Here is a 24,795-nt window from a genome sequence, read left to right on the forward strand (position 1 = left end):
AAATAAGCCGCCGCAGCCTGCACGCAACCCATTGTCGCGTACGAATGTCAGAGGGTCTGTAAGCCGGGTTCTGTCCACCCGCCGAAAGCGGGATAGGCGACCATTCCTCTCGGACGACGCTTGCACGCCGTCTCCAGCAACCAACCCGGGCAGCGGGCCGGAACATGCCCCGAAGCACTTGCGCACTCCATGCCGCCCCTATTCGGTCTTGCTCCCGGTGGGGTTTGCCATGCCGCTGCCGTTACCGGCCGCGCGGTGCGCTCTTACCGCACCCTTTCACCGTAACCCGGCCGAAGCCAAAGGCCGTCTGCTCTCTGTGGCACTGTCCCTGAACCCCGCATGCCGAAGCCTGCGAAGCCCGCCGGGCGTTACCCGGCACCGTCGTTTCCGTGGAGCCCGGACTTTCCTCGGCACGTTCGACACGTGACGCGGCCGCCCGACCCTCTGACGCACCCGCCCCTAGCCGAGCGCGCGCGCCGGTTCAATCGTCGCCTTGCGGCTTGGGCAACAGCAGCGCGAGCAGCAGCATCCGGCATTCGCCGTCGATCACGCCATCGACCATCTCCGGCCGAAACCGCCGCTGGAACGCCGTCACCGCCGCCGTCGCATCCGCCACATCGTATCCGAAGCGCTCCAGCGCCAGCAGGAACCCGGCATCGCTCCATCCCGGGTCCATCAGGTTGCGGGTCGGGCGCGGCAAGGCCAGCCGCAGCCGCGCCAGCCGGTTCCACGGGAACAGTTCGCCCGGATCCTGCTTGCGCACCGGTGCGATGTCCGAATGGCCGACGACATTGCCGCGCGTGATCTGGTGGCGGTCCTTGATCGCATGGACCAGCGGGATCAGCGCGTCGATCTGCGCATCCGGAAACGCGCGATAGCCCCATTCATGGCCGGGATTGACCAGCTCGATGCCGATCGAAGCGCTGTTGACGTCGGTGATCCCGCGCCAATGCGACCGCCCGGCATGCCAGGCGCGCTTGTCCTCGGCCACCATGCGGTGGATCGTGCCGTCCTCGTCGACCAGATAATGCGCCGACACCTGCGCCGCGGGGTCGGTCAGCCGGGCGATCGCCGACGCGGAATCGGTCATGCCGGTATAGTGCAGGACGATCATCGTGATCGGCAGCATGCGTTCGCCGAAGTTCGGCGACGGCGTCTCGATCATGTCCACCCTGGCGCTCCCCTCGTCCACGACCCTCCCCGATTGCGGCGGGACGGACCGAAAGGCAAGCCTAGTGCGCGGCGGGCCGGTACATGCCGCGATAGCGTTCCGACGGCACCAGCGCCTCGGTATGCCCGATCACCGTCTCGCCCGCGCCCAGCACCAGCAGCCCGCCGGGCCGCAACACGCCGGCGATCCGATCCAGCACCTGCCGCCGTGTGGCCGGCGCCAGATACATCAGCACGTTGCGGCACAGCACGATGTCGAACTTGCCCGCCGGCATCGGGTCGGACATCAAATTCTGCTGGCCGTACAACAGGCGGAAACGCAGCTCGGGCTTCGCCTCCCACGCTTCCTCGTGCACATCGAACCAGCGCATCATCCGCCGGATCGACAGCCCGCGCTGGATTTCGAACTGGGTATAGCGCCCCGCCCGCGCACGCTGCAGCGCCCGCGCCGAAATATCGGTCGCGCGGAATTCGGGCATGGTCAGCCCGTCGCGCTCCTGCGCCTCGGCGAACAGCATCGCCAGCGACAGCGGCTCCTGCCCGGTCGAGCAGGCTGCCGACCAGACGCGCAGCCGGCGCTGCACCGACTGCGCCATGTCAGCGGCGGCCGCCACGACCTGATCGAGGACCGACGAATCGCGGAAAAACGAGGTTTCCTGATTGAGCAGCGCGTCGACGACCAGGTCGGCCAGCCCCTGTTCGCACCGCCCGCCCGCGGCGATGCGCGCCACCAGTTCGTCGAGCGAGGTCAGCCCGCGCTCGCGCAGCATCGGCTGCAACTGGCTGTCGATCCGCCATGCGCGCCCGGCGTCGAGCTGTTGCCCGGTCCGCTGCTCCAGCAGGGTGACGATCTTGTTCGCGGCGCTGCTGAGCGGCGGGTGGACCTGCGGCGGCGTCATGCGGAACGCTTTCTCCGGGCGATGAACGCGCCCAGTTCTTCGGGAGTACCTATGGTGGACGCAAGGCCGCTGACCGCGATCGCGCCGGGCATGCCCCACACGACCGAGCTGCCCTGGTCCTGTACCGCGACGACGCCACCGGTCGCGCGGATGCGTTCGGCGCCGCGGCATCCGTCGCGCCCCATGCCCGACAGCACGACCGCCAGCGCGCGCGCACCGAACACTTCGGCGACCGATTCGAACATCGGGTCCACCGATGGCATGCAGCCGCTGACCGCCGGGGTGCGATCCAGCCGGGTCGCCGCCCCTTCGATCGTCGGGACGACGCGGATATGCGCGTCGCCGGGCGCCAGGATCATCCGCCCGCGCTGGATGCGCAGGCTGTCGGCCGCGACATCGACCGGGCGCCTGGCGAGCGCCGCCAGCTGCTGCGCGAAATAGTCGGTGAACGACGCCGGCAGATGCTGGGTGATCAGGATCGGCACATCGAGATCGTCGGGCAGCGCGCGCAGCAGCGGGGCGATGGCGTGGATGCCGCCGGTCGACGCCCCGATGGCGATCACGTCGAACGGACTGCCGCCCGCTGCCGCCATCGTCGCGGCGATCGAATGGGGCGATGCGGCCATCACCTCGCCGACCAGCGCGGTCAGCCGCGCGGCGAAACCCCCGGCCAGCGGCGAGGATTCGGGCTTGGCCAGCGTCGCCGCGGCGCCAAGCGACAGCGCGTGCAGCGCGGTCGGCGACCCGGCGGCGCAACTGCCCGACAGGACGATGACCCGTGCGTCGGGGGCGACCGCGAACAGGGCGGGCAATCCCGACAACCCGTCCCGGCCGGGCAGGTTGATGTCGAGCAGGATCAGGTCCGCCGCCCCCTTGCCCAGCACCGCTTCGGCCTGGGCGATGCTGCCGACCGCCGCGATCACCTCATACTGCGGGATCGCATCGACGATCCGGGCGATGACGCAGCGCGTGACCGCCGAATCATCGACGATCAGCACGCGCAGCGTGCCCGAGGGCGACGCCGCCGGTCGTGGACAGGCCGCCGCCACCCTGGGTGCTTTTACGAAACGCCGACGATCTGGAGCTTGCTTTCCAGCGTCTCGCGATCGAACGGCTTCATCACATATTCGTCGGCCCCGGCCTCGATCGCGGCACGGATATAGGCCATGCCGTTCTCGGTCGTACAGAACACGACCTTGGGGTGCATGCCGCCTTCGCTCTGGCGCAGCGCGCGCAGGAAATCCATGCCGCTCATCACCGGCATGTTCCAGTCGAGCAGGATCACGTCGGGCTGCCGTTCGGCACAGCGGTCCAGCGCCTCGCGTCCGTCGCCCGCCTCGCGGACCTCGAACTGCAGCGTTTCCAGAATGTGTCGCGCAACCTTGCGGATCACCTTCGAATCATCGACGACCAGGCAATTCTTCATCACGACATCCTAACTCTGCACGCATCCAGCCTAGCGCGACTTCGTAAGCAGCCCGTTAAAGCCTTCAGGCAGCGGCACGTTCTGTGCCCGCCGCCCGCGCGACGACGGCGGACAGGTCGAGCACCAGTACCGCACGGCCCAGATGATCGATGACACCGGACACCACCGGCCCCCATGCCGCACCCGGCATCAGCCCCGATGCCAGCGGCCGCACCTCGCAGCGATAGGCATCGTCGAGCATGTCGACCAGCAACGCATAGTGATGCCCGTCGACCTGCGTCACCACCGCCCGCTTCCGCCGGGACGGCTCGCCATCCGGGTCGATCGCCAGCGCGGTGTCGATCACCGTCACCACCCGGCTGCGCAGCGCCGCCAGGCCGCATACCGCAGGCGCGGTGCGCGGCACCGGCGCGATCGCGGCGATATCCACCACCGATTCGACATGGTCCGACAGGATCGCGACGTCCTGCCCGGCGACCTGGGCGAGAAGGAACAGCTTCGGCATCGTTACCTCCCCACCGCCTGTCGCACCGCCTGCAACACGCCCTCCCGGTCATAGCGATAGACGCTGCCGTCGCCGGTATCGGCCACCGACGCGCGCAGCCGCACGACCGGAGTCGCTCCCGCCGCCGCCACAGGGCCCTCCGCCTGCGCCAGCACCAGCGCGGGGCGTTCGTCGTCCTTCAACCGTTCGACCGCGCGATACCCGGCCTGTTCCAGCATCGGCCGCAGGAAGGTCCGCATCCATCCGCTGCCGCCATCGGCCAGCAGGCAGGTCGGCCGCGCGTCGGAACCCCTGGCCCCCACCCCCGGCGCCACGTCACGCGCATGGCGTTCGAACAGCCAGAGCGGATCGACCTGCTCGACCTGCTCGCCCTTCAGCAGCACGATCCCGCCGCTCGGCCCGAACTCACCCGCCGGCGCCGCCAGCTCGGGCAGCATCACGATGTCGACCGCGTCGTCGATGGCATAGGCCAGCTCGACCATGCCGTCGGTCAGGCGCAGGACCGTCGTCACGCGGTCGATCCCTTCGACTGCGCACGCCGCCACCGGCAGCACCCGTCCGTCGATCGACAGCCAGATACGCCCGCCGCTGCGTTGCAGGCTGCCCGCGCGAATCCGTTCGATCCGGTCGATCACCGCCAGCGGGATGACCCGCCGCCGCCCGTCAAGATCGTCGAACAGCAGCGCGGCGATCCCCGGGTCCGCCACCTCCTCCGCCTCGGTCGCCAGCTCGCGGTCCATCGCGTCGGCAAAGGTCAGGCCGGCGGCACTCGCGACGCCAGCACAGTCGAGCATCAGCATCGGCTGCCCGGTGTCGGGCAGGGTCTGCCCGGCGAACAGCCCGGTCGCCATCACCGCCGGAGCGGCCGGCTTGACCACCAGTTCCTCGGTATCCAGCACCTCGTCGACCGACACGGCCAGGTCGCCGCCGGCGATGCCGACCACGACCAGCATCTTGCCGCACGCCTCGGGCCGCGATTCGACGCCCAGCACCTCGCACAGGTCGACCATCGGTATCCGCCGGTCGCGGATCTGCGCGATGCGGATATCGCCCAGCCGGTCGATCCGGATATGCGCGCCGCGTTCGCGCACGATCTCGCCGATGGTCTGGCGCGAAATGGCGAAGCGATGCTCGCCCGCACGCACGACGATGGTCGACACGATCGACAGCGTCAGCGGCACCTGCACCGCAATCCGCAGCCCCCGGCCGGGCTTGTTGTCCAGCGTGATCCGCCCGCCGATCTGGTCGATCGCCGATCGCACCACGTCCATGCCGACACCGCGTCCCGAAATCTCGGTCGCGACGTCGCGCGACGACAGGCCCGGTGCAAAGACCAGTTCGCATTGCTGGCGCTGGGTCATCCGCCGCAGCTCGGCCTCGCTGCGCTGTCCCGAACCCGCCATCTTGGCGATCAGCCGCTCGGTATCGATGCCGCGCCCGTCGTCGATCACCTCGATCACGATCTGGTTGCCCGACTGGCGCGCCGCGACGTGCAGCCGCCCGCTCTCGCGCTTGCCGGCGGCGCGGCGTTCGGCGGGCGACTCGATGCCATGGTCGATCGCGTTGCGCACGACATGGACCAGCGGATCGCGCATCACCTCGATCATCTCGCGGTCCAACTCGACATCGCTGCCGTCGACGCTCAGCGTCACCGCCTTGCCCACCGCCGCCGCCGTGTCGCGCACGATCCGCGGCAGCGGAGAGAACAGCGTCTCGATCTTCTGCATCCGCGTCCGCGTCACCGCGTCACGCATATCGGCCACCGACGCCGACAGCCGCTCCAGCGCCCCTTCGACCGCCGGATCGAGGTCGAGGTCGCGCAGGCGTCGGAACAGTTCGTTGCGGACCAGCACCATGTCCGACATGCCGCTCATCATGCGGTCGAGCAGGTCGACGTTCAGCCGGACGCTGCGCAGCGGCGTGCGCCCCTGCGCGATCGCCGCCGCCGCGACCGGCGTCGTCGCCTGCGCGATGCTCGCCCCCGGTGCCAGCGCGGCGATCAGCTCGTCCTCACCCTCGTCGGTCAGCGGCAGGCCGGCGTCGATCGCCTCGACCAGTTCGCCGATCCGGTCGACGATCGCCAGCACCGCGTCGACCAGCGCGCGGTCGGGCCGCCGCGTCCCGTCGCGGACCTCGCACAGCGTATCCTCGGCGGCATGGCTCAGCCGCAACAGGCGCGGCAGGTCGAGGAATCCGCAGCTGCCCTTGACCGTGTGGACGAAGCGGAAGATCGCATCCAGCCGCGCCCGATCCTCGGGCGCCGCCTCCCACGCGACGACCTCCGTCGACAACGCTTCCAGCGTCTCGCGGGTCTCGGCAATGAATTCCTGTAACAGATCGTCCATGCGGCCCCGCCCGGTTGTGGCGCGACCATGGGCGGGATCAGGTTAAGGCGGGGTTAGTGCAGGCGCCAATGTCGCGCACGACCGCTTCCACTTCCGTTACCCCGGACTTGATCCGGCGTCCCGCTTCCTCTTGACCTTCTGCATGCAAACGTCACCCCGGCGCAGGCCGGGGTCTTGGGCGGCTCTTGTCCCGCGCGATAACCGGGAAATCCCGGTCTTCGCCCGGATGACGCGATGGGGAGCGATCACCCCGTAACCAGCGACGCCCCGAACAACAGCACCGGCGAATCGACCGGCGAAACCTGCAGCGTCCCGCCGCCCTGTTCGACCAGTTCGCGCACCAGGCACGCCGCTGCCGCACGCGGGGTCATCATCGCCGCGTCGCCCAGCAATGCACCGCGCAGCTCGGCGTCGAGCACGATCCGCAACCCGTCGGCACGCACCGCGATGTCGATGCCGTTCGCGGTCGGCTCCGCCCCGATATCCAGCTGCCCGCCGCGCACCAGCGCGTCGCCCGCGATCAGCGCCAGGTTCAACAGCACCTTGACCGCCGGCTTCGGCAGCGAAGGCGCATCGACCATCCAGCCCAGCTTCACCCGGTGATTGTCGCCGAACAGCCCTTCGAGCGCCGCCCGCGCCTCGCGCGTGTCGATCGAATCGCCCAGCCCGCCCGACGCGCCGAACGCCAGACGGAAGAATTTCAGCTTGTTCGCCGACGCCCGCGCGCTGTCGGCGAGGAGTTCGAGGCAGCGGGCGCGCATGTCCGGATCATGTTCGTCGGCCAGCAGTTCGAGGCCGTTGTTGAGCGCCCCGACCGGGCTCAGCAGGTCGTGGCACAGTCGCGAACACAGCAGGCTGGCGAAATCGGCTGGGCTGATGTTCAATGCGACGACCCTTGTGCTTTGGCGAACGTCATCGTCCGCCCGGCCCGGTCCATGTGCACCGCTTCGCAGTTTTTTTCAACGTGGCCGCCGTCCTTTACCGTGAAGGCGACCGGGTCGAACCGGCCATGGCGTGCCCCGTCCGCGATCGCCCGCCACAGCCGCGCGGTGCCGCCGCCCAGGATCAGCCAGATCATGCCGTCCGCCGCCGCCTGCGCCGCATCGGTCGCCGACGGATCGGCGCTGCCCGAGGGATGCGAATGATACCAGCCCAACACCGGCATCCCGCCCCGCCGCGCATCGCGCAGCGCCACGAACAGCGCGGCGGGATCGATCTCGAAGTGCCGCGCCGGGTCCACCGCGACGTTGCGCGCCGGCTCGGCAGCAATGATCCGGCCGTCGCTTCCCCGCAGGATTCCGCAGATTTCGACAGCACTTTCGTTGGCCGTCCGTAACAGTCGGGCCAGCAGTTCGCTTGAAATTTCCGGTTCCATCCCCATCTCCATACGCAATGGACCGGGGGGTTTCCACGATCGAGGCGCGCATCACCGATGCGGCGCACGGGCAACGGATCGACAAGGCATTGGCCGAGGTCGTCGCCGACCTGTCGCGCGAACGGATCAAGGCGCTGATGGCCGCCGGCCATGTCCGGGGCGAGGACGGACCGGTGTCGGACGGCAAGCGCAAGGTGTCGGCCGGGCAGGTCTTCACCATCACCCTCCCCGCCGCCGTGCCGCTCGACAATGTCGCGCAGGATATTCCGCTGATGATCGCCTATGAGGACGATCACCTGATCGTCATCGACAAGCCCGCCGGGCTGGTGGTGCATCCCGCGGCGGGCAATCTCGACGGGACGCTGGTCAACGCGTTGCTCCACCATTGCGCGGGCAAGCTGTCGGGCATCGGCGGCGTCGCGCGGCCGGGCATCGTGCATCGCATCGACAAGGATACGTCGGGCCTGCTGGTCGTCGCCAAGGACGATGTGGCGCATGAAGGGCTGGCGCGGCAGTTCAAGGATCACAGCATCGATCGCCGCTATCTGGCGATCGCGGCGGGGCGGGTGGCAACTTCGGCGGGAACGGTGGACGCCCCGCTGGCGCGTTCTCCCAATGATCGCAAGAAGATGGCCATCGTCCACAGCCCCACCGCAAAACATGCGGTGACTCACTTTCGCAAACTTCGGCAGCTTCGCGACGCGTCGCTGATCGAATGTCGGCTGGAGACGGGGCGCACCCATCAGGTGCGGGTGCACATGGCGTCGATCGGCCATCCGCTGCTGGGCGATCCGGTCTATGCCGGGCGGCGACCGGCGTTGAAGGCCCAGCTGGAAACCCTGAATTTCCGGCGACAGGCATTGCACGCCGCACATCTGGGGTTCATCCATCCGGTCACAAAAAACGCTTTGTCGTTCGATAGTGACCTTCCGGCAGACATGCAGGAACTGTTGGACCATCTTCACGTATAGGTTTCGGCGATTCCGCGGTGCGGTGTAGCCACAAGGACAAAGGGAGTTTCACGCGATGGCAACTGGCAGCAACGTCCCGGCGACGATCCCGGCGCTTGGCGGCGAGGCGAGCCTCAACCGCTATCTCTCCGAAATCCGCAAGTTCCCGATCCTCGCGCCCGAGCAGGAATATATGCTCGCCAAGCGGTTTCAGGAACATGGCGATCCGGAGGCGGCGGCGCAGCTCGTCACCTCGCACCTGCGCCTCGTCGCAAAGATCGCGATGGGCTATCGCGGCTACGGCCTGCCGGTCAGCGAACTGATTTCCGAAGGGAATATCGGGCTGATGCAGGGCGTGAAGAAATTCGAACCCGACCGCGGCTTCCGCCTCGCCACCTATGCGATGTGGTGGATTCGCGCCTCGATCCAGGAATTCATCCTGCGCTCGTGGAGCCTCGTGAAGATGGGCACCACCGCCGCGCAGAAGAAGCTGTTCTTCAACCTGCGCCGGATGAAGTCGAAGCTCGACGCGTTCGAGGACGGCGACCTCAGCCCCGAACACCTCCAGAAGATCGCGACCGACCTCGGCGTGACCGAAGAGGAAGTCACCTCGATGAACCGCCGCATGGCGATGGGCGGCGACACGTCGCTCAACGTCCCCATGCGCGAGGATGGCGAGAGCCAGTGGCAGGACTGGCTGGCCGATGACAGCCCGTTGCAGGACTCGGTCGTGGCCGAGGCACAGGAAGCCGATGTCCGCCACGGCATGCTGGTCGAGGCGATGGACGACCTGAACGACCGCGAAAAGCACATCCTGACCGAACGCCGCCTGACGGACGACCCCAAGACGCTGGAAGAGCTGAGCCAAGTCTACGGCGTCAGCCGCGAACGCGTCCGCCAAATCGAGGTCCGCGCCTTCGAAAAGCTGCAAAAGGCGATGATGCGCCTCGCCGGCGACCGCCGGATGCTCGCCGCGGTGTAAGGCCGGGGGCGGGGGTGGCGACGGACCACCCCCGCCCCAACCGTCATCCCGGCGAAGGCCGGGATCCATAACCCATGCCGCCCATGGCTCCTCCACCAACGTCAGTTGCCACCTTGCCCTCGCCCGCTCGCTCCGGCTAGCGAGCCTTCATGGCCGCCCGCACCGCATCCCGCCCAAAGCCCGCTGCGAACCGCCGCTGGCCCCGCCGCCTGACCGGCTGGGCGATCAAGGCGATCCTCGGCTTCGTCATCCTCTCGGTCCTCTGGGTGCTGATCCTGCGCTTCGTGCCGCCACCGATCACCCTCACCATGCTCGGCGACGTGCCCACCGGCCACGGCGTCACCAAGAGCTGGCGCCCGCTGTCCAAGATCGACCCCGACATGCCCCGCGCGGTCATCGCGGCGGAGGACAGCCGCTTCTGCGCCCATAACGGCTTCGACTACATCGCCATCGCCAACGCCGCCCGTCGCAATGCCGAGGGCGGGCGCATCCGCGGCGGATCAACCATCAGCCAGCAGACCGCGAAGAACGTCTTCTTGTGGCAGGGCGGCGGCTATTTCCGCAAAGGCTTGGAGGCCTATTTCACCGTTCTGATCGAGGCGATGTGGGGCAAGCGGCGGATCATGGAAGTCTATCTCAACGTCGCCGAAACCGGCATCGGCACCTATGGCGTCGAAGCCGGCGCGCGTCGCTACTTCAAGCACGGCGCCGACAAGCTGGGCGCGCGCGAGGCCGCCCAGATCGCCGCCGTCCTGCCATTGCCCAAGAAGCGCGCCGGCATCGCCCCGACCGGCTTCACCCGCCGCTACGCCCGCACGATCGAACGCCGCATCGCCATCGTCCGCCGCGAGGGGCTGGACAGCTGTCTCAAGTAGCTGCCCCCGCCCCAAACGTCATCCCGGCGAAAGCCGGGATCCATGGTTACGAAACGTCAGCGGCTCCATCGAACCGGCCCGTATCCATGGATTCCGGCCTTCGCCGGAATGACGAGGCAGGGCATAGGAAGTACCTGCCAAAGCACGTCACCCCAGCCTCCGCTGGGGTGACGCTCGTCTCCGGTCAGAAAACGACGTTACTTCGTCGCCCGCTCAACCGCATCGCCGGCCTTGTCCGCCGCATCGCCGACGCTCTTCGCCGCCGACGTCACCGCACCGGTCCGGGCGTTGTCGTTGTTCGCGTTGTTCAGCAGGAAATAGGCCCCGACGATCACCGCCAGCAGGATCGCCAGCCCGATCAACAACCCGCCGCCCGACCCGCGCCGCTCGACGATCACCGTCTGCGGCGCGCCATTGGGGTTGGTTTCGATCCGATCGGGTTCCATGGCCTCTCTCCCTCAATGATGGATGAGCCCAAGAACCGTCACGCCCGCCGCTTGTTCCAGCAGCGTTCCGAACCGCTCAGAACGGCAGCTTGAATCCCGGCGGCAGCGGCAGGCCGTTGGTCAGCTTCGACATTTCGGTCGAGCTCGCCGCATCCGCCTTTGCCCGCGCATCGTTGAACGCGGCGACGATCAGGTCTTCGAGCATCTGCTTTTCCGACGGCTGCAGCAGCGAATCGTCGATATCGACGCCCAGGATGCGCCCCTTGGCCGAGGCACGGACCTTGACCAGCCCCCCGCCCGATTGTCCGTCGACCTCGATCGTGTCGAGGTTCGCCTGCGCCTTGGTCAGTTCGTTCTGCACGTTCTGCGCCATGGCCATGATGTCGTCGAGATTCTTCATCGCGCGATACTCCCGTCGCTGCGTTGCCAATGATCGAGGGTGGCGTCCGGAAACGCCGCCAGTGCCGCCTGTACCAGCGGCGAGTTGAGGACCTGATCGCGCTCCGATTCCGCCTTGGCCGTTTCCTGTTCGCGCAAGGTCGGTTCGCCCGTCCCCTCGCCGATCAGAACGCGCCAATGGCTGCCGGTGATCCCCTTCAGCGCATTTTCCAGATCACGGGTGAAGTCGGCAGGCAAGGGCCGCGCGCCGCTCAGTTCGATCAGCTGCGGCTCCAGCCGGATCAGCCGCGCGCAATTGCGAAACTGCGCCTCCAGCGAATGCCGCCCATGCTTCGATAGCAGCTGGGCGACCTGTTCGGCCGTCTCCGGCACCGGATCGGCCACCGCCACCGGTTCGGCGGCAGGCGCGGGCGCCGGCGCAGGAGGCGCGCCCATCGCCGGAACCTGCCCCGCCGCCAACTGCTTCGCCAGCGTCCCCGGATCGGGCAGCGACGATGCATGGACGATGCGCAGCAACGCCATCTCGCACGCCTCGATCGGCAACGCCGCGCGCGACACTTCCTCATGCCCCTTCAGCAGCAACTGCCACAGCCGGTGCAGCATCGGGAACGACAGCGCGCTCCACCCGTCGAACGCCGCGCGCTCCTCCGCCGACTGGCCCGGTCCGCGATCGCCGCCGACCTTGACGATCGTCACCGCATGCACGGTTTCGAGCAGCGTCCGCAGCACCGACGCCGGATCGACGCCCAGATCATATTGCGCCCTGAGCGCCCGCAGCGCCCCCGGCCCATCCGCCTTCAACAGCAGGTCGAACAGCGTCCGAATCGCCCCCCGATCCGACAGGCCCAGCATCTGCCGCACGGCATCGGCCCGCACGCCCTCGCCGTCCAGCCCGCCATGCGCGATCGCCTGGTCGAGGATCGACAGCCCGTCGCGCGCCGATCCTTCCGCCGCCCGCGCGATCAGTTGCAGCGCCTCCGGTTCGGCCTCGACGCCCTCCGCCTCGACCACATGCGCGAAATGCCCTGCCAGCAGATCGGCAGGAATCCGCCGCAAATCGAACCGCTGGCAACGCGACAGCACCGTCACCGGCACCTTGTGCACCTCGGTCGTCGCCAGCAGGAACTTGACGTGCGCGGGCGGCTCTTCCAGCGTCTTCAGCAGCGCATTGAACGCCGGCGTCGACATCATGTGCACTTCGTCGATGATGTAGATCTTGAAGCGCGCCGACACCGCGGCATAGCGCACCGCCTCGGTCATCTCGCGCACGCTGTCGACGCCGTTGTTCGACGCGGCGTCGATCTCGACCACGTCGATATGCCGCCCCTCGGCGATCGCCCGGCATGGCTCGCACACCCCGCAAGGATCGATCGTCGGCCCGCCCTGCCCGTCCGGCCCGATACAGTTCAGCGCCTTGGCGATCAGCCGCGCGGTCGACGTCTTGCCGACCCCGCGCACCCCGGTCAGCAAAAACGCATGCGCCAGCCGCCCACGCTTGATCGCATTGCCCAGCGTCGTGACCATCGCATCCTGGCCGATAAGCTGGCTGAACGTCTGCGGCCGATATTTGCGCGCGAGCACGCGGTACGGCTGCGCCGCTGCAGGCTGTTCGGGGATATCGAGGGCGAGGAAGGAGTCGGACATTGGGGGTGTCTTAGCGGCTGGCGGCGGCGGTGTCGCCTGTCGTCCGCTACCGTGTGCCGCGGACATCGTCTTGGCACTCAATCGAGGTCGACGACTACGCGATACCTGTCGCCATCCAGTTGCTTGAAGATGAGCGCGTAAGGAACAAGACTGGACTCCTGCCTATATCCAGCGAAACCTTCCTCGATAGCTTCGTCGACTCCAGGGAGGTTTATCAATGCGGCGTTGTCACCATATCCCATAAATGCAAGTGGAATTCCATTGATGACTGGCCACTCGAATGGATTAAAGCAACGTACGCCAGGTGTTCGTGTTAGAACTTCCTTTGCAAGCGAAATCTCTGCGCCAAAGATATCCACATCATGCAGTGTAGCAAGATCATCTTGGAGAAAACCTAAAAGACGATCCTCGGCAATGCATCGTGCACAAACGGTCGGTCGTAGGGAAGTCGTGTAGATGTTACCCGTATATTCCCAGACACTTGCTCGCCGACACAGCTCGCAAACGTCTTGGGAACGTTTGAATGATATTTCGTCCACATACGCATTTGGGTTGAAGCGAAAGAACGGTTGATCAGCGTCCATCACTACAGCTTGCTCGCCATACCAAATGTCCGCAAGCGAATTTTAGCATTGCCCGGCGGCACATACACCAAGACGCATAATTCGACGGGATAGCGGTGACGCCAATCCCCCTACGCCGCCAGCGCCTCCAACGCCCCGTTCGCCTCCATCCACTTCGTCTCCGCCACCTCGATTTCGGTATCGAGGCTCGCGCGGCGCTTCATCAACTGCGCCATCGTCAGCTTGGCCAGCGCAGGCGACGCCTGCCCCGCCATCGCCGCATCCAGGGCATCGCGCTGTTCGGTCAGCCGCGCCAGATCGCGCTCGATCGCCTGCGCCCCCTTGCGCAACACCTGCGCCTTTTCGCGCGCTTCGGCGGCGGCCTTGCGGTCGTTCTTCTTGTTGGCCTTGGCTGCCTTTTCCTTCGCCGAATTGCCCAGCACCAGCGCGATATAGTCGTCGATGGTCCCGTCGAACTCCTTCGCGGTCCCCTCATCGACCAGCACCAGCCGATCCGCCGTCGCCTCCAGCATATGCCGGTCGTGGCTGACCAGCAGCACGCAGCCGGTATAGGCGTTCAATGCCTGCACCAGCGCCTCGCGCGCATCGACGTCCAAGTGGTTGGTCGGTTCGTCGAGGATCAGCATGTGCGGCGCATCCCGCGTAATCAGCGCCAGCGCGAGGCGCGCCCGCTCGCCGCCCGACAGCTTCCCGACCAATGTCGTCGCCTTGTCCCCCGAAAAGCCGAACCGCCCCAACTGCGCGCGGACGGCGGCGGGCGACGCGCCCTTCATCTGCCGCGTCATATGCTCCAGCGGGGTGTCGTCGGTGCTCAGTTCCTCCACCTGATACTGGGTGAAGTAGCCAACCTTCATCTTGCCCGCGGCGTTCATGTCGCCGTCCATCGGCGCCAGTTGCGCCGCCAGCAGCCGCGCCAGCGTCGTCTTGCCGTTGCCGTTGCGGCCCAGCAGCGCGATGCGATCCTCGGGATCGATGCGCAGGTTCAGCCGCTTGAGGATCGGCGTCTCGCCATAGCCGACACTCGCCATGTCGAGCGTGATGAGCGGCGGACGCAGCTCATCGGGATCGGGGAAGTCGAACGACAGGCTGGGGTCCTCGGCCATCGCCGCGATCGGCTTCATCTTGGCGAGAATCTTCAGCCGCGACTGTGCCTGCTTGGCGGTCGAGGCGCGTGCCGAGTTCTTGGCGACATATTCCTGCAGCTTGGCCCGCTGCGCCGCCTGGTTGGCGCGCGCCGCCTCCAGCTGCGCCAGCCGCTCGGCGCGCTGCTTCTCGAACGCGTCATATCCACCCGGATACAGCGTGATCTTGCCCTGATGCAGGTGCAGGATATGGTCGACGACGTTGTTCAGGAAATCGCGCTCGTGGCTGACGACGACGATCGTCGCTTTGTACCCTTTCAGGAAATCCTCGAGCCACATTACCGCTTCAAGGTCGAGGTGGTTCGACGGTTCGTCGAGCAGCAGCACGTCCGGCTGGCTGAACAGCAACGCCGCCAGCGCCACGCGCATCCGCCAGCCGCCCGAATAGCTCTCCAGCGGCCGGTTCTGCATCTCCTCGTCAAAGCCCAGCCCGACCAGAATCCGCGCCGCGCGCGCCGGGGCACCATAGGCGTCGATCGCCAGCAGCCTTTCGTGAATATCGCCTAGCCGGTCGGGATCGGTCACCGTCTCGGCATCGTGCATCAGCTTCGCACGCTCGACATCGGCTTCCAGCACGGTTTCGAACGGCGTCGCCTGTCCGGCCGGCGCTTCCTGCGCGACATAGCCCAGCCGACTGCCCCGCGGCATCTCCGCCACGCCATTATCGGGCTCCAACTGGCCGGCGATCACCCGCACCAGCGTCGACTTGCCCGCGCCATTGCGCCCGATCAGCCCGACGCGGCTGCCCGGCGGCAGCGCCGCACTGGCGTTGTCGAGGATCGTCCGCCCGCCCAGGCGCACCGTGATACCGTTCAGATTGAGCATGGCCGGGCCGTTAGCAGTTTTCACGGCACTTGCGAAGGGTGGCGGGAACGGCCTTTCCTACACGCCATCACCGGCGCATGATCCGCCCCGGCCGCCCCCACGCGCCTGCTCTTTGACACGTCCGATCGCCTGCGCGCGCTTCGCTAGCCGCGCGCATTCAACCGCCCCAGACGTCATCCCAGCGAAGGCTGGGATCTCCCCGTGACGGCACGGGACAATCGCCGCGAATGCTGGATGAACCGTTATTGCAACTGAATAGCATTGTTTCGCTGACTATGTGGCGAGTGTGAACTTAGTGAACTTTAACCGCCTCACACGGTCCGTACCTAAAGCCCGCCACGGGCAAAGCCCGTGTCGTCGGACGGCGCTTCAAGCGCCGCCGGCCGGCCGCGCCTGGAGGCTCGGCCTAGCTGCGCTACGCCTTCGCCCGGCGCGGCGAGTGTGAACTTAGTGAACTTTGACCGTCGCACCTGGGCCCGTACCGAGGCCCGCCGCGGGCAAAGCCCGCGTCGTCGGACGGCGCCTCACGCGCCGCCGGCCGGCCGTGCCTGAAGGCTCGGCCTAGCTGCGCTACCCCTTCGCCCGGCGCGGCGAGTGTGAACTTAGTGAACTTTGACCTTCTCACACGGTCCGTACCGAGGCTCGCCACGGGCAAAGCCCGCGTCGTCGGACGGCGCCTCACGCGCCGCCGGCCGGCCGCGCCTTGGGGACGCGGCCTAGCTGCGCTAGGCCTGGCCCGGCGCGGCGAGTGTGAACTTAGTGAACTTTGGCCGTCGCACCCGGGCCCGTACCGAGGCCCGCCACGGGCAAAGCCCGCGTCGTCGGACGGCGCCTCACGCGCCGCCCACCGGCCGCGCCTCCTGCGGCTCGACGTAGCTGCGCTACGCCTTGCCCGGCGCGGCAAACATCTGGCGCAGCTCGCTTTTCAAAATTTTCCCATTGGCATTGCGCGGCAGCACCGTGTCCGAGAACCGCACCGCCACCGGCACCTTGAACGCCGCCAGCCGCGCACGGACGAAGGCCTGCAGCTCCGCCTCGCTCGCCTCGCATCCCGGACACAGGTGGACGACCGCCGCCGGCACCTCGCCCAATGCCGGATCGGGCACGCCGACCAACGCGGCATCGGTGACCGAAGGATGCGCGTACAACACGTCCTCCACCTCGATCGAATAGATATTTTCGCCACCGCGGATGATGATGTCCTTGGCGCGGTCGACGATGGTGCAAAAGCCCTCCTCGTCCAGCCGCGCCAGATCGCCGGTGCGCACCCATCCGTCGACGAAGGTCTTGGCCGTCTCCTCCGGCGCGTTCCAGTACCCACGCACGATCATCGGCCCGCGCGCCCACAGCTCGCCGACCTCGCCGACCGGCCGTTCGGTCACGCCGTCATCGGCCATGATCTTCAGGTCGGCGACCGGCACCGGCGCACCGCAACTGGTCGGCCGCGCCAGATAATCCTCGCCGACATGCTGCGTCACCGTCGCCATCGTCTCGGTCATGCCCCAGCCATTGCCGGGCAGCGCACCGAACACGTCGAAGATCCGCTTCACCAGATCGGGCGCCGACGGCGCGCCGCCATATTGCACGACCTCCAGCGACGACAGGTCGTATTTCTCGCGGTCGGGATGCTCCAGCAACTGCCACGCGATCGTCGGCACGCCGCCGGTCACCTGCACCCGCTCCCGCTCGATCAGCGCCAGCGCCTCGCCCGCATCCCATTTGCGCATCAGCACCAATGTCGTGCCCCCGGCCAGCGCCCCCATCAGCGACGCGCTGCACGCCGTCACATGAAAGAACGGGATGACCAGCAACCCGACCTTCGGCTCCGGCTCGGGTGGCATCTCGCCCCGCCGCAGATAGGACCTTGCCGCAACATAGGCCGCCGACAGGATATTGGTCGACAGGTTGCGATGCGTGCCCAGCGCCCCCTTGGGCCGCCCGGTCGTGCCGCTGGTATAGAAGATCGTCGCCGCATCGTCAGGCAGGATCTCGACCGCCGGCAGCGCAACCTCAGGCAGCGACGCATAGCCGCTACAATCGCCGATCGCATCCTCCAGCCGCCGGCAGATCCCGCTCAGCGGCACCCGCGCCCGCGCGACCAGCACCGCCTCCAACCCCGGCATCGCGCGATAGTCGCCGTCCAGCCGGTCGTGCCGCTGCCGGTCGACGATCAGCACCCGCGCGCCCGAATCGTTGACACCGAACGCCAGCTCCTGCGGGCTCCACCACGCGTTGAGCGGCACGCAGATCGCCCCGGTCGCGACGATGGCAAAGAAGGCCACCGGCCATTCGGGCATGTTGCGCATGGCCAGCGCCACCCGGTCGCCCTTCGCCACTCCCATCGCGCGCAGTTCGGCGGCGAGCGTCGCGATGGCGCGATACTGCGCCTCATAGGTCACGCGCTGGTCCTCATGGATCGTCGCCAGCCGATCGCCATGCGTCCGCGACAGCGCGATCAGCTGCGTCAGGTTCGCCGGCGCATTCTTCCACACCCGCGTCGCGATCCCGTCGATCGTCACCTGATCCATCTCGAACGGCTGGCCCGGCGCGGTCAGCGCACCCCGTACCGCCGCCATCGACATGCGCGGCCAGTCCGCCGGCACCGTCATCCCTGCTTCGCTACCTGCCACGCAACCGCTCCTGACTATCTGTCGAAGGTCGGGTTTGCCCCGCTCCTTCCGCTTTTCATGGCCGACACTATTGATTGTCATCCCGCGAAAGGCAATAGAATGCAGCAACCCCGCCGGCGTTTAGAATGACCGGTATGGCATTTTATGGAGAAGATGCGACATGCCCGTGACTACCGAACGCCATGGCGACGTCCTGGTCGTCATCGCCGACAATCCCCCGGTCAACGCCCTGTCGGCTCCGGTCCGCAAGGGGCTGACGGCCGCGATCGAGGAAGCCGCCGGCGACGGTTCGGTCCGCGCGGTGGTGATCGCCTGCGCCGGGCGGACCTTCTTCGCCGGGGCCGACATCACCGAATTCGGCAAACCCCCGATCGAACCGATGCTGCCGGAGGTGGTCGACCGGATCGAGGCGTCGGACAAGCCGGTCGTCGCCGCGATCCACGGTACGGCGCTGGGCGGCGGGTGCGAGGTTGCGATCGCCAGCCACTACCGCATCGCCGTTCCCAGCGCGAAGCTCGGCACGCCCGAGGTGAAGCTCGGCCTGCTCCCCGGTGCCGGAGGCACCCAGCGCCTGCCTCGGCTCGCCGGCGTCGCGGTCGCGCTGGAGATGGTGGCGAAGGGCGATCCGATCTCCGCTGCCAAGGCTAAGCAGGCCGGCATCGTCGACCGATTGGCCGGCGAGGACAGCCTGCTCGCCGACGCCATCGCCTTCGCCCGCGAAGTCGCCGACGTCCGCCCGATTCCCCGCGCGTCCGAGCGCCCGCTCTCCCCCGACCCGGAAGCTATCGCCGCCTTCGAGAAAACCAACGCCCGCCGCTTCCGCGGCTTCGAAGCACCCGCCGCCAACATCGCTTGCGTCGTGAAGGCAACCGAAACCCCCTATGCCGAGGGGGTCGAGTTCGAACGCCAGCAGTTCATGAAGCTGATGTTCGGCGTCCAGTCGGCGGCCCAGCGCCATATCTTCTTCGCCGAACGCAAGGCATCGAAGATCGACGGCATCGCCGACGACGTGAAGCTGCGCCCGATCGACCGCGTCGGCATCATCGGCGCCGGCACGATGGGCGGCGGCATCGCGATGAACTTCCTGTCGGCAGGCGTGCCCGTCACCATCGTCGAGATGCAGCAGGACGCGCTCGACCGCGGCACCGCCACGATCCGCAAGAATTACGACGCCACCGCCGCCAAGGGCCGGATGAAGCCCGAACAGGTCGACCAGGCGATGGGCCTGCTCACCCCCACGCTCGACCTGAACGCGCTGGCCGATGTCGATCTGGTGATCGAGGCTGTGTATGAGGAAATGTCGGTCAAGCAGGACATTTTCGCCAGGCTCGACGCGATCTGCAAACCCGGCGCGATCCTCGCGTCGAACACCAGCTATCTCGACGTCAACGTCATCGCCCAGGCGACGAAGCGGCCGGAGGACGTACTCGGCCTGCACTTCTTCTCGCCCGCCAACGTCATGAAACTGTTGGAAATCGTCCGCGGTGATGCGACCGCCGACGATGTGCTGGCAACGGCGATGGCGCTGGCCAAGAAGATCCGCAAGGTCGCGGTCATCGCCGGCGTCTGTCACGGCTTCATCGGCAACCGCATGCTGGAACCGCGCCAGGTCGAAGCGTTGAAGCTGCTGCTGGAAGGCGCCACCCCGGAACAGGTCGACCGGGTCCATGTCGAATTCGGCATGCCGATGGGCCCGTTCCAGATGGCCGATCTGGCCGGCGTCGACATCGGCTGGCACCGCGATCCCAACCGGATCGAAAACCTGCGCGACGCCCTCGCCGCCGAAGGCCGCTGGGGCCAGAAGAAGCAGGCCGGCTTCTACGATTACGACGCGAAGCGGACCCCGTCGAACAGCCCGCGCGTCGCCGAGATCATCGAGGATTTCCGCAAGAAGACCAACACGCCGCAACATGAGGTGACCGATCAGGAGATCATCGAGCGGACGCTCTACACGCTGGTCAACGAAGGCGCGAAGATCCTGGCCGAGGGCAAGGCGCAGCGCGCGTCGGACATCGATGTGGTCTGGATCTATGGCTATGGCTGGCCGGTCTATCGCGGCGGCCCGATGTTCTGGGCCGATACCGAAGGGCTGAAAAAGATCGTCGAGGGGTTGGAGCGCCACGGTTTCGAGGTATCGCCGCTGCTGCGCGAGAAAGCCGAACAGGGCGGGAGGTTCTCGGCATGAGCGACCTCGCCCAATTCCGCGCCGACACCCGCGCCTGGCTGGAGGAGAATTGCCCGCCCTCGATGCGCGAACCGGTCCGCTCCGACAAGGATGCGACCTGGGGCGGCCGCAACGCGACCTACGCCAACCCCGACCAGAAGATCTGGCTCGACCGCATGGCGGCACGCGGCTGGACCGTGCCCGATTGGCCGACCGCCTATGGCGGCGGCGGCCTGTCGCCGGCCGAAGCCAAGATTTTGCGCGAGGAAATGGCGGCGATAAACGCCCGCAACCCGCTCTATTCCTTCGGTATCTCGATGCTCGGGCCGGCGCTGCTGAAATACGGCACCGAAGAACAGAAGCTGGAGCATCTGCCGAAGATCGCCCGCGGCGAAATCCGCTGGTGCCAGGGCTATAGCGAACCCGGCGCCGGCTCCGACCTTGCCGGGCTGCAGACCAGCGCGGTGGAGGATGGCGACGACTTCATCGTCAATGGGCAGAAGGTGTGGACCAGCTATGCCGACAAGGCCGACTGGATCTTCTGCCTCGTCCGCACCGACCGCTCGACCAAGCAGGGCGGCATCAGCTTCCTGTTGTTCGACATGGCCTCGCCCGGCGTCGCCACCCGCCCGATCAAGCTGATCTCCGGCAACTCGCCCTTCTGCGAAACCTTCTTCGACGATGTCCGCGTGCCCAAGACCAATCTGATCGGCGAACGGAACAAGGGCTGGGACGTCGCCAAATATCTGCTCGGCCATGAGCGGGAGATGATCTCCGGCATGGGGCTGACCGATGATCGTCCGCTGATCGACCGCGCGGTGGCGACGGTCGGGCACGACGATCAGGGCCGGCTCGCCGATCCGATGCTGCGCGCCACGCTCGCGACCTTCGATGTCCGCGCCCGCGCCTTTGCCGCCATGTCCGAACGCTTCATCGACGAACTGAAGGCGAACCGCGCCCATCCGGCGCAGCCCAGCATGATGAAATATGTCGGGACCGAGCTGAACAAGACGCGCCACGAGCTGATGATGGCGGCGGGCGGCAGCGACCTGCTCGAATGGGAGGGCTCCGACAGCCGAGACGGCGCCGAAGCCCGCGCATGGCTGCGCACCAAGGCCAATTCGATCGAGGGCGGCACGTCCGAAATCCAGCTCAACATCATCGCGCGTCGTATTCTCGACCTGCCGACCCAGTAACCGTCTGTCAGGAATTACCATCATGCCGTTGTTTCTGAACGAAGATCAGACGATGCTCGCCGATACGGCGCGCGAATTTCTGGGGGAGGCCGCGCCGGTCGCGCATCTGCGCGCGCTGCGCGATGCTGACGACCCCACCGGCTTCGACCGCGACCTCTGGGCCAAGTTCGCCGAGATGGGCTTCACCGGCATGATGGTGCCCGAAAGCGCCGGCGGCCTGGGCCTTGGCCATGTCGAGGCCGGCATCGTGCTGGAGGAGATCGGCCGCAACCTGTCGCCCTCCCCGTTCCTCACCACCTCGGTCGCCGCCGTCGCGGCGCTGGCCGGCACGTCGTCCGGCGAACGCTGGCTTCCCGAAATCGCCGCAGGCCGAACCGTCGCCGCGCTCGCCATCGACGAGCGCGCCAAGCATGGCGACAGCGTGGCGCTCCGCGCCGAGCGCGCCGGCAACGGCTTCCGTCTGTCGGGCACCAAGCAGTTCGTGACCCATGGCCATGTCGCCGACCTGATCCTCGTCGTCGCCCGCACTGCCGGCCAAGCCGACGACAAGGACGGCCTGACCCTGTTCGCGCTGCCGGCCGGCACACCGGGCATGACTGCCGATCCGCGGCGGCTGGTCGACAGCAGCATCGCCGCACGGCTGACCTTCGATAACGTCATGGTCGATGGCGACGCGGTGGTCGGCGCGGTCGATGACGGCGGGACGGCGCTTGCCCGCCTGCTCGGCGCCGCACGGACCGGGGCGGCGGCGGAATCGCTCGGCGTCGGCGATGGCGCCGCCACTCGCACCCTCGACTATCTGCGCCAGCGCAAGCAGTTCGGCCAGACCATAGGCAGTTTCCAGGCGCTGCAACACCGCGCCGCGCATCTTTATTGCGAACTGGAGGTCGCCCGCGCCGCCGTGCTGAAGGCGCAGCAACTGCTCGACCAGGGTTCGCCCGACGCCGACCTCGCCGTCTCCGTTGCGAAGGCGATGACCGGCATCGCCACCACCCTGTCGGTGCAGGAAGCGGTGCAGATGCATGGCGGCATTGGCATGACCGACGCGGCTGATATAGGCTTCTTCATGAAGCGCGCCCGCGTCCTGACCGAAATGTTCGGCGATATCGGCTATCACACCGACCGTGTGGCGCGCGCCGGGGGATATTGATGGAGCCAACACCCGACGATCTGATCGCCGGTCTCGTCCGCCTGCTCGATATCGAGGAGATCGACACCGACCTGTATCGCGGCGCCCGCAATCCGGGCGGCGTCGGCCGGGTGTTCGGCGGGCAGGTTATTGCTCAGGCGCTGCAGGCCGCCCAGCGTTCGATCGGCGGGGAGAAGATCGCGCACTCGCTCCACGCCTATTTCATGCGGCCGGGCGATGAACAGCATCCGATCGTCTATCGCGTGGTCCGCGACTTTGCCGGGCGCAGCTTCGCCAATGCCCGCGTGATCGCGATGCAGCGCGGGCAGGCGATCCTTAACATGGCGGCATCGTTCCAGCTGCCCGAGAACGGGCTGGCGCATCAGGATGCGATGCCCGACGTGCCGCCGCCCGAGGCTTTGCCGACCGACCGTGAACTGCGTGAAACGATGCAGGACCGCATTCCGGAGAAGTTTCGCCGCCTGTTCCTGCGCGCCCGTCCGATCGAGATCCGCCCGGTCGAGGCCGAGCACTGGAGCGACCCGACCAAGCGCGCCCCGCTGCAACATGGCTGGTTCCGGGCGGTCGCGCCGATCGGCGACGACATGACGCTGCACCGCGCGATCCTCGCTTATGCCAGCGACATGATGCTGCTCGGCACCTGCATGTTGCCGCACGGCATCCACTGGATGATGGACCAGGTACAGACCGCCAGCCTCGACCACGCGCTCTGGCTGCACGAACCGTTCCGCGCCGACGACTGGCTGCTGTACCAGACCGACAGCCCCTGGGCCGGCCACGCCCGCGGCTTCAACCGCGGCCGCTTCTTCAGCCGCGACGGGCGGTTGGTGGCAAGCGTCGCGCAGGAAGGGCTGGTGCGGGTAAGGGAGTAGCCACGCCCGCTCCATGACCGTACCCCCGCGAAGGCGGGGGTCCAGGGTTGCCCTGTCACAAACGTTACCGTTTGCCGCCCTGGACTCCCGCCTCCACGGGAGTACGAAAGCCCCCTCAACCCGGCTCGTGCAACGGACACCCGTTGAACCGCCGTCGATACTGCACCGAATGGTCGTAGATCGGCTTGCGCACCCGGTTCACCCCGCCCAGCGGCTGATGCGCCGCCAGCCCGGTCCACACGCTGAAGCGCAGATTGTCGTCCACCTCGGCCACCTGGTCCGCCGACCAGCTGTCCTGCGGCTCTGTCCGGATCGTCGCGACGGTGATGAACGGGCTGACATCTTCCGGCCACGGCGTCGCCGCATCCTCGATCGGCTGGGCATCGGTATCGCGCAGCAGCTGCACCCGGACCTCCCATTCGCCGCGCACCCGGCGGGCATCCGCCTGCATATCCTCACGGATCGCGTTCGGCCGGTCGCTCGTATCGATCACCCGATCGGTCAGCGCGACCAGATCGGGCGACACAGGCACCAGCTGATATTTGGCGACGAACGCCCCGTGGCGGAACGGCGTCGCGGAGAAATAGGTCTCGCCCAGCGGATGGACGTTCTTCGACCCGCCCATCGTCTTGAGCAACGTACTCTCGGTCCCGACCGCTTCCAGCGCCGCTTCCGCCCCGCGCAGGACATAGGACAGCGCCTTCTTCGCCCATTCCGCCTTGTCGGTCGTCTTGGCGAGCAGCTTCAGATTGCCCGCGAATTTCTGCGGCGTCGGCGCGGCGAAGGCAGGCGCATTGACCATCACGAAGTCCTGCGTCCGCCCCTCCGCACCGGAAAGCCGCTCGCCGTCGACCTCCAGCACCTTCCACGCCAGACCACGCGGCAACCCGATCGCATCGTCGATGATGTCGCCCGGATTGGTCGAGAATCGCAGGATCACCGGATGCACGCCCGGCGTCGCGAACAGCCCCTGCGCCAGTTCCGGCGGCAGGTCGTCATGGATGGTCAGCTCACCCTTCAGGATGCCATGCCCCTTGGCATGGACCGCGCGAACCGCCTTGCCATAATCCTTCGAGGTCGTCTCCAGGATCGTGTCGAACGACCGCTCCATATCCGCGACCGCCTCCGCTTCGTCTGGCTGCGGCTGCTCCAGGCTTGCCGAATAGCGGATCGGCGGTTTCAGCAGGGCGGTCATCGGCAAACTCCTTTGTCTTTG

At 67.3% G+C, this 24,795-nt stretch carries 22 protein-coding genes and 1 other RNA gene; 7 read left to right on the plus strand and 16 right to left on the minus strand.

Annotated elements, in window-relative coordinates; translation table 11 throughout:
• Positions 1 to 43: 43 nt before the first annotated feature.
• The 9 genes from rnpB to PPZ50_RS12145 all read right to left on the minus strand — a co-directional run bounded on the left by rnpB (position 44) and on the right by PPZ50_RS12145 (position 7,720).
• Positions 44 to 448, minus strand: an RNA gene (gene rnpB, locus PPZ50_RS12105) — RNase P RNA component class A.
• A gap of 33 nt (positions 449 to 481) precedes the next feature.
• On the minus strand, positions 482 to 1,165 hold the full coding sequence (locus PPZ50_RS12110; protein WP_066689170.1) for an N-acetylmuramoyl-L-alanine amidase: 684 nt from the start codon (positions 1,163 to 1,165) through the stop codon (positions 482 to 484).
• 67 nt (positions 1,166 to 1,232) lie between these two features.
• On the minus strand, positions 1,233 to 2,069 hold the full coding sequence (locus tag PPZ50_RS12115; protein ID WP_066689078.1) for a CheR family methyltransferase: 837 nt from the start codon (positions 2,067 to 2,069) through the stop codon (positions 1,233 to 1,235).
• On the minus strand, positions 2,066 to 3,118 hold the full coding sequence (locus PPZ50_RS12120) for a chemotaxis protein CheB (protein ID WP_241215443.1): 1,053 nt from the start codon (positions 3,116 to 3,118) through the stop codon (positions 2,066 to 2,068). Before PPZ50_RS12120 ends, PPZ50_RS12115 begins: the two co-directional genes overlap by 4 nt.
• An 11-nt stretch (positions 3,119 to 3,129) precedes the next feature.
• On the minus strand, positions 3,130 to 3,495 hold the full coding sequence (locus tag PPZ50_RS12125; RefSeq protein ID WP_066689080.1) for a response regulator: 366 nt from the start codon (positions 3,493 to 3,495) through the stop codon (positions 3,130 to 3,132).
• A 64-nt stretch (positions 3,496 to 3,559) separates the two neighbouring features.
• The gene (locus PPZ50_RS12130) at positions 3,560 to 4,000 is read right to left on the minus strand and encodes a chemotaxis protein CheW (protein WP_066689082.1); all 441 of its coding nucleotides are present in this window, start codon (positions 3,998 to 4,000) and stop codon (positions 3,560 to 3,562) included.
• Between the two features lie 2 nt (positions 4,001 to 4,002).
• A complete protein-coding gene (locus tag PPZ50_RS12135; RefSeq protein ID WP_272815304.1) occupies positions 4,003 to 6,345 on the minus strand; it encodes a chemotaxis protein CheA in 2,343 nt (780 codons plus the stop codon).
• A gap of 245 nt (positions 6,346 to 6,590) precedes the next feature.
• Positions 6,591 to 7,229 carry a histidine phosphotransferase family protein gene (locus PPZ50_RS12140; protein ID WP_066689092.1) on the minus strand — a complete coding sequence of 213 codons (639 nt, stop codon included), beginning with the start codon at positions 7,227 to 7,229 and terminating at the stop codon, positions 6,591 to 6,593.
• Positions 7,226 to 7,720, minus strand: a complete 495-nt coding sequence (locus PPZ50_RS12145; RefSeq protein WP_084401383.1) for a Mov34/MPN/PAD-1 family protein — start codon at positions 7,718 to 7,720, stop codon at positions 7,226 to 7,228. The genes PPZ50_RS12140 and PPZ50_RS12145 overlap by 4 nt, the downstream gene beginning before the upstream one ends.
• A gap of 17 nt (positions 7,721 to 7,737) precedes the next feature.
• On the opposite strand from PPZ50_RS12145, the gene PPZ50_RS12150 reads away from it, so the two are divergent.
• From PPZ50_RS12150 to mtgA, 3 genes are all read left to right on the plus strand, one after another.
• Entirely contained in the window at positions 7,738 to 8,691 is a 954-nt protein-coding gene (locus tag PPZ50_RS12150) for an RluA family pseudouridine synthase (RefSeq protein WP_066689094.1), read from the plus strand.
• A 55-nt stretch (positions 8,692 to 8,746) separates the two neighbouring features.
• On the plus strand, positions 8,747 to 9,652 hold the full coding sequence (gene rpoH / locus PPZ50_RS12155) for an RNA polymerase sigma factor RpoH (RefSeq protein ID WP_055792879.1): 906 nt from the start codon (positions 8,747 to 8,749) through the stop codon (positions 9,650 to 9,652).
• A 149-nt stretch (positions 9,653 to 9,801) separates the two neighbouring features.
• Positions 9,802 to 10,527: a monofunctional biosynthetic peptidoglycan transglycosylase gene (mtgA, locus tag PPZ50_RS12160; protein ID WP_066689096.1), complete on the plus strand. Its 726-nt coding sequence runs from the start codon at positions 9,802 to 9,804 to the stop codon at positions 10,525 to 10,527.
• A gap of 197 nt (positions 10,528 to 10,724) precedes the next feature.
• Here the strand turns inward: mtgA and PPZ50_RS12165 are convergent, their stop codons facing one another.
• The 6 genes from PPZ50_RS12165 to PPZ50_RS12190 all read right to left on the minus strand — a co-directional run bounded on the left by PPZ50_RS12165 (position 10,725) and on the right by PPZ50_RS12190 (position 18,176).
• Positions 10,725 to 10,973 (minus strand): hypothetical protein, encoded by a 249-nt coding sequence (locus PPZ50_RS12165; protein ID WP_066689098.1) that lies wholly within the window; start codon positions 10,971 to 10,973, stop codon positions 10,725 to 10,727.
• Between the two features lie 76 nt (positions 10,974 to 11,049).
• A complete protein-coding gene (locus tag PPZ50_RS12170; protein WP_066689100.1) occupies positions 11,050 to 11,373 on the minus strand; it encodes a YbaB/EbfC family nucleoid-associated protein in 324 nt (107 codons plus the stop codon).
• Positions 11,370 to 13,016, minus strand: a complete 1,647-nt coding sequence (locus PPZ50_RS12175) for a DNA polymerase III subunit gamma/tau (RefSeq protein WP_066689102.1) — start codon at positions 13,014 to 13,016, stop codon at positions 11,370 to 11,372. Before PPZ50_RS12175 ends, PPZ50_RS12170 begins: the two co-directional genes overlap by 4 nt.
• 77 nt (positions 13,017 to 13,093) lie before the next feature.
• Complete coding sequence (locus PPZ50_RS12180; RefSeq protein ID WP_084401378.1) at positions 13,094 to 13,600, minus strand: CbrC family protein; 507 nt, start codon at positions 13,598 to 13,600, stop codon at positions 13,094 to 13,096.
• Positions 13,601 to 13,710: 110 nt separating this feature from the next.
• A complete protein-coding gene (locus PPZ50_RS12185) occupies positions 13,711 to 15,567 on the minus strand; it encodes an ABC-F family ATP-binding cassette domain-containing protein (protein WP_272815305.1) in 1,857 nt (618 codons plus the stop codon).
• 881 nt (positions 15,568 to 16,448) lie between these two features.
• Positions 16,449 to 18,176, minus strand: a complete 1,728-nt coding sequence (locus tag PPZ50_RS12190; protein ID WP_066689106.1) for a class I adenylate-forming enzyme family protein — start codon at positions 18,174 to 18,176, stop codon at positions 16,449 to 16,451.
• A gap of 181 nt (positions 18,177 to 18,357) precedes the next feature.
• Between PPZ50_RS12190 and PPZ50_RS12195 the strand changes: the two genes are divergently transcribed.
• From PPZ50_RS12195 to PPZ50_RS12210, 4 genes are read left to right on the plus strand one after another with little or no spacing between them, the layout of a single operon-like run.
• Entirely contained in the window at positions 18,358 to 20,382 is a 2,025-nt protein-coding gene (locus PPZ50_RS12195; RefSeq protein ID WP_066689108.1) for a 3-hydroxyacyl-CoA dehydrogenase NAD-binding domain-containing protein, read from the plus strand.
• Positions 20,379 to 21,557, plus strand: a complete 1,179-nt coding sequence (locus tag PPZ50_RS12200; protein ID WP_066689113.1) for an acyl-CoA dehydrogenase family protein — start codon at positions 20,379 to 20,381, stop codon at positions 21,555 to 21,557. The genes PPZ50_RS12195 and PPZ50_RS12200 overlap by 4 nt, the downstream gene beginning before the upstream one ends.
• A 22-nt stretch (positions 21,558 to 21,579) precedes the next feature.
• Complete coding sequence (locus tag PPZ50_RS12205) at positions 21,580 to 22,707, plus strand: acyl-CoA dehydrogenase family protein (RefSeq protein ID WP_272815306.1); 1,128 nt, start codon at positions 21,580 to 21,582, stop codon at positions 22,705 to 22,707.
• A complete protein-coding gene (locus tag PPZ50_RS12210) occupies positions 22,707 to 23,579 on the plus strand; it encodes an acyl-CoA thioesterase (RefSeq protein WP_157092690.1) in 873 nt (290 codons plus the stop codon). The genes PPZ50_RS12205 and PPZ50_RS12210 overlap by 1 nt, the downstream gene beginning before the upstream one ends.
• Before the next feature lie 115 nt (positions 23,580 to 23,694).
• Here the strand turns inward: PPZ50_RS12210 and PPZ50_RS12215 are convergent, their stop codons facing one another.
• Positions 23,695 to 24,774, minus strand: a complete 1,080-nt coding sequence (locus tag PPZ50_RS12215) for a catalase family protein (protein WP_066689172.1) — start codon at positions 24,772 to 24,774, stop codon at positions 23,695 to 23,697.
• Positions 24,775 to 24,795: the final 21 nt, after the last annotated feature.

The organism is Sphingomonas hankookensis, assembly GCF_028551275.1.
In the GTDB taxonomy this organism is placed as follows: Bacteria; Pseudomonadota; Alphaproteobacteria; order Sphingomonadales; family Sphingomonadaceae; genus Sphingomonas; species Sphingomonas hankookensis_A.

What these genes read in the sequence shown, in the direction of transcription:
- PPZ50_RS12200 (WP_066689113.1), top strand. Translation starts at nt 20,379, where the DNA reads ATGAGCGACCTCGCCCAATTCCGCGCCGACACCCGCGCCTGGCTGGAG.
- PPZ50_RS12130 (WP_066689082.1), bottom strand. Translation starts at nt 4,000, where the DNA reads ATGCCGAAGCTGTTCCTTCTCGCCCAGGTCGCCGGGCAGGACGTCGCG.
- mtgA (WP_066689096.1), top strand. Translation starts at nt 9,802, where the DNA reads ATGGCCGCCCGCACCGCATCCCGCCCAAAGCCCGCTGCGAACCGCCGC.
- PPZ50_RS12185 (WP_272815305.1), bottom strand. Translation starts at nt 15,567, where the DNA reads ATGCTCAATCTGAACGGTATCACGGTGCGCCTGGGCGGGCGGACGATC.
- PPZ50_RS12195 (WP_066689108.1), top strand. Translation starts at nt 18,358, where the DNA reads ATGCCCGTGACTACCGAACGCCATGGCGACGTCCTGGTCGTCATCGCC.
- PPZ50_RS12125 (WP_066689080.1), bottom strand. Translation starts at nt 3,495, where the DNA reads ATGAAGAATTGCCTGGTCGTCGATGATTCGAAGGTGATCCGCAAGGTT.
- PPZ50_RS12165 (WP_066689098.1), bottom strand. Translation starts at nt 10,973, where the DNA reads ATGGAACCCGATCGGATCGAAACCAACCCCAATGGCGCGCCGCAGACG.
- PPZ50_RS12115 (WP_066689078.1), bottom strand. Translation starts at nt 2,069, where the DNA reads ATGACGCCGCCGCAGGTCCACCCGCCGCTCAGCAGCGCCGCGAACAAG.
- PPZ50_RS12210 (WP_157092690.1), top strand. Translation starts at nt 22,707, where the DNA reads ATGGAGCCAACACCCGACGATCTGATCGCCGGTCTCGTCCGCCTGCTC.
- PPZ50_RS12145 (WP_084401383.1), bottom strand. Translation starts at nt 7,720, where the DNA reads ATGGAACCGGAAATTTCAAGCGAACTGCTGGCCCGACTGTTACGGACG.
- PPZ50_RS12175 (WP_066689102.1), bottom strand. Translation starts at nt 13,016, where the DNA reads ATGTCCGACTCCTTCCTCGCCCTCGATATCCCCGAACAGCCTGCAGCG.
- PPZ50_RS12190 (WP_066689106.1), bottom strand. Translation starts at nt 18,176, where the DNA reads ATGACGGTGCCGGCGGACTGGCCGCGCATGTCGATGGCGGCGGTACGG.
- PPZ50_RS12150 (WP_066689094.1), top strand. Translation starts at nt 7,738, where the DNA reads ATGGACCGGGGGGTTTCCACGATCGAGGCGCGCATCACCGATGCGGCG.
- PPZ50_RS12170 (WP_066689100.1), bottom strand. Translation starts at nt 11,373, where the DNA reads ATGAAGAATCTCGACGACATCATGGCCATGGCGCAGAACGTGCAGAAC.
- PPZ50_RS12135 (WP_272815304.1), bottom strand. Translation starts at nt 6,345, where the DNA reads ATGGACGATCTGTTACAGGAATTCATTGCCGAGACCCGCGAGACGCTG.
- PPZ50_RS12205 (WP_272815306.1), top strand. Translation starts at nt 21,580, where the DNA reads ATGCCGTTGTTTCTGAACGAAGATCAGACGATGCTCGCCGATACGGCG.
- PPZ50_RS12180 (WP_084401378.1), bottom strand. Translation starts at nt 13,600, where the DNA reads ATGGACGCTGATCAACCGTTCTTTCGCTTCAACCCAAATGCGTATGTG.
- PPZ50_RS12110 (WP_066689170.1), bottom strand. Translation starts at nt 1,165, where the DNA reads ATGATCGAGACGCCGTCGCCGAACTTCGGCGAACGCATGCTGCCGATC.
- rpoH (WP_055792879.1), top strand. Translation starts at nt 8,747, where the DNA reads ATGGCAACTGGCAGCAACGTCCCGGCGACGATCCCGGCGCTTGGCGGC.
- PPZ50_RS12215 (WP_066689172.1), bottom strand. Translation starts at nt 24,774, where the DNA reads ATGACCGCCCTGCTGAAACCGCCGATCCGCTATTCGGCAAGCCTGGAG.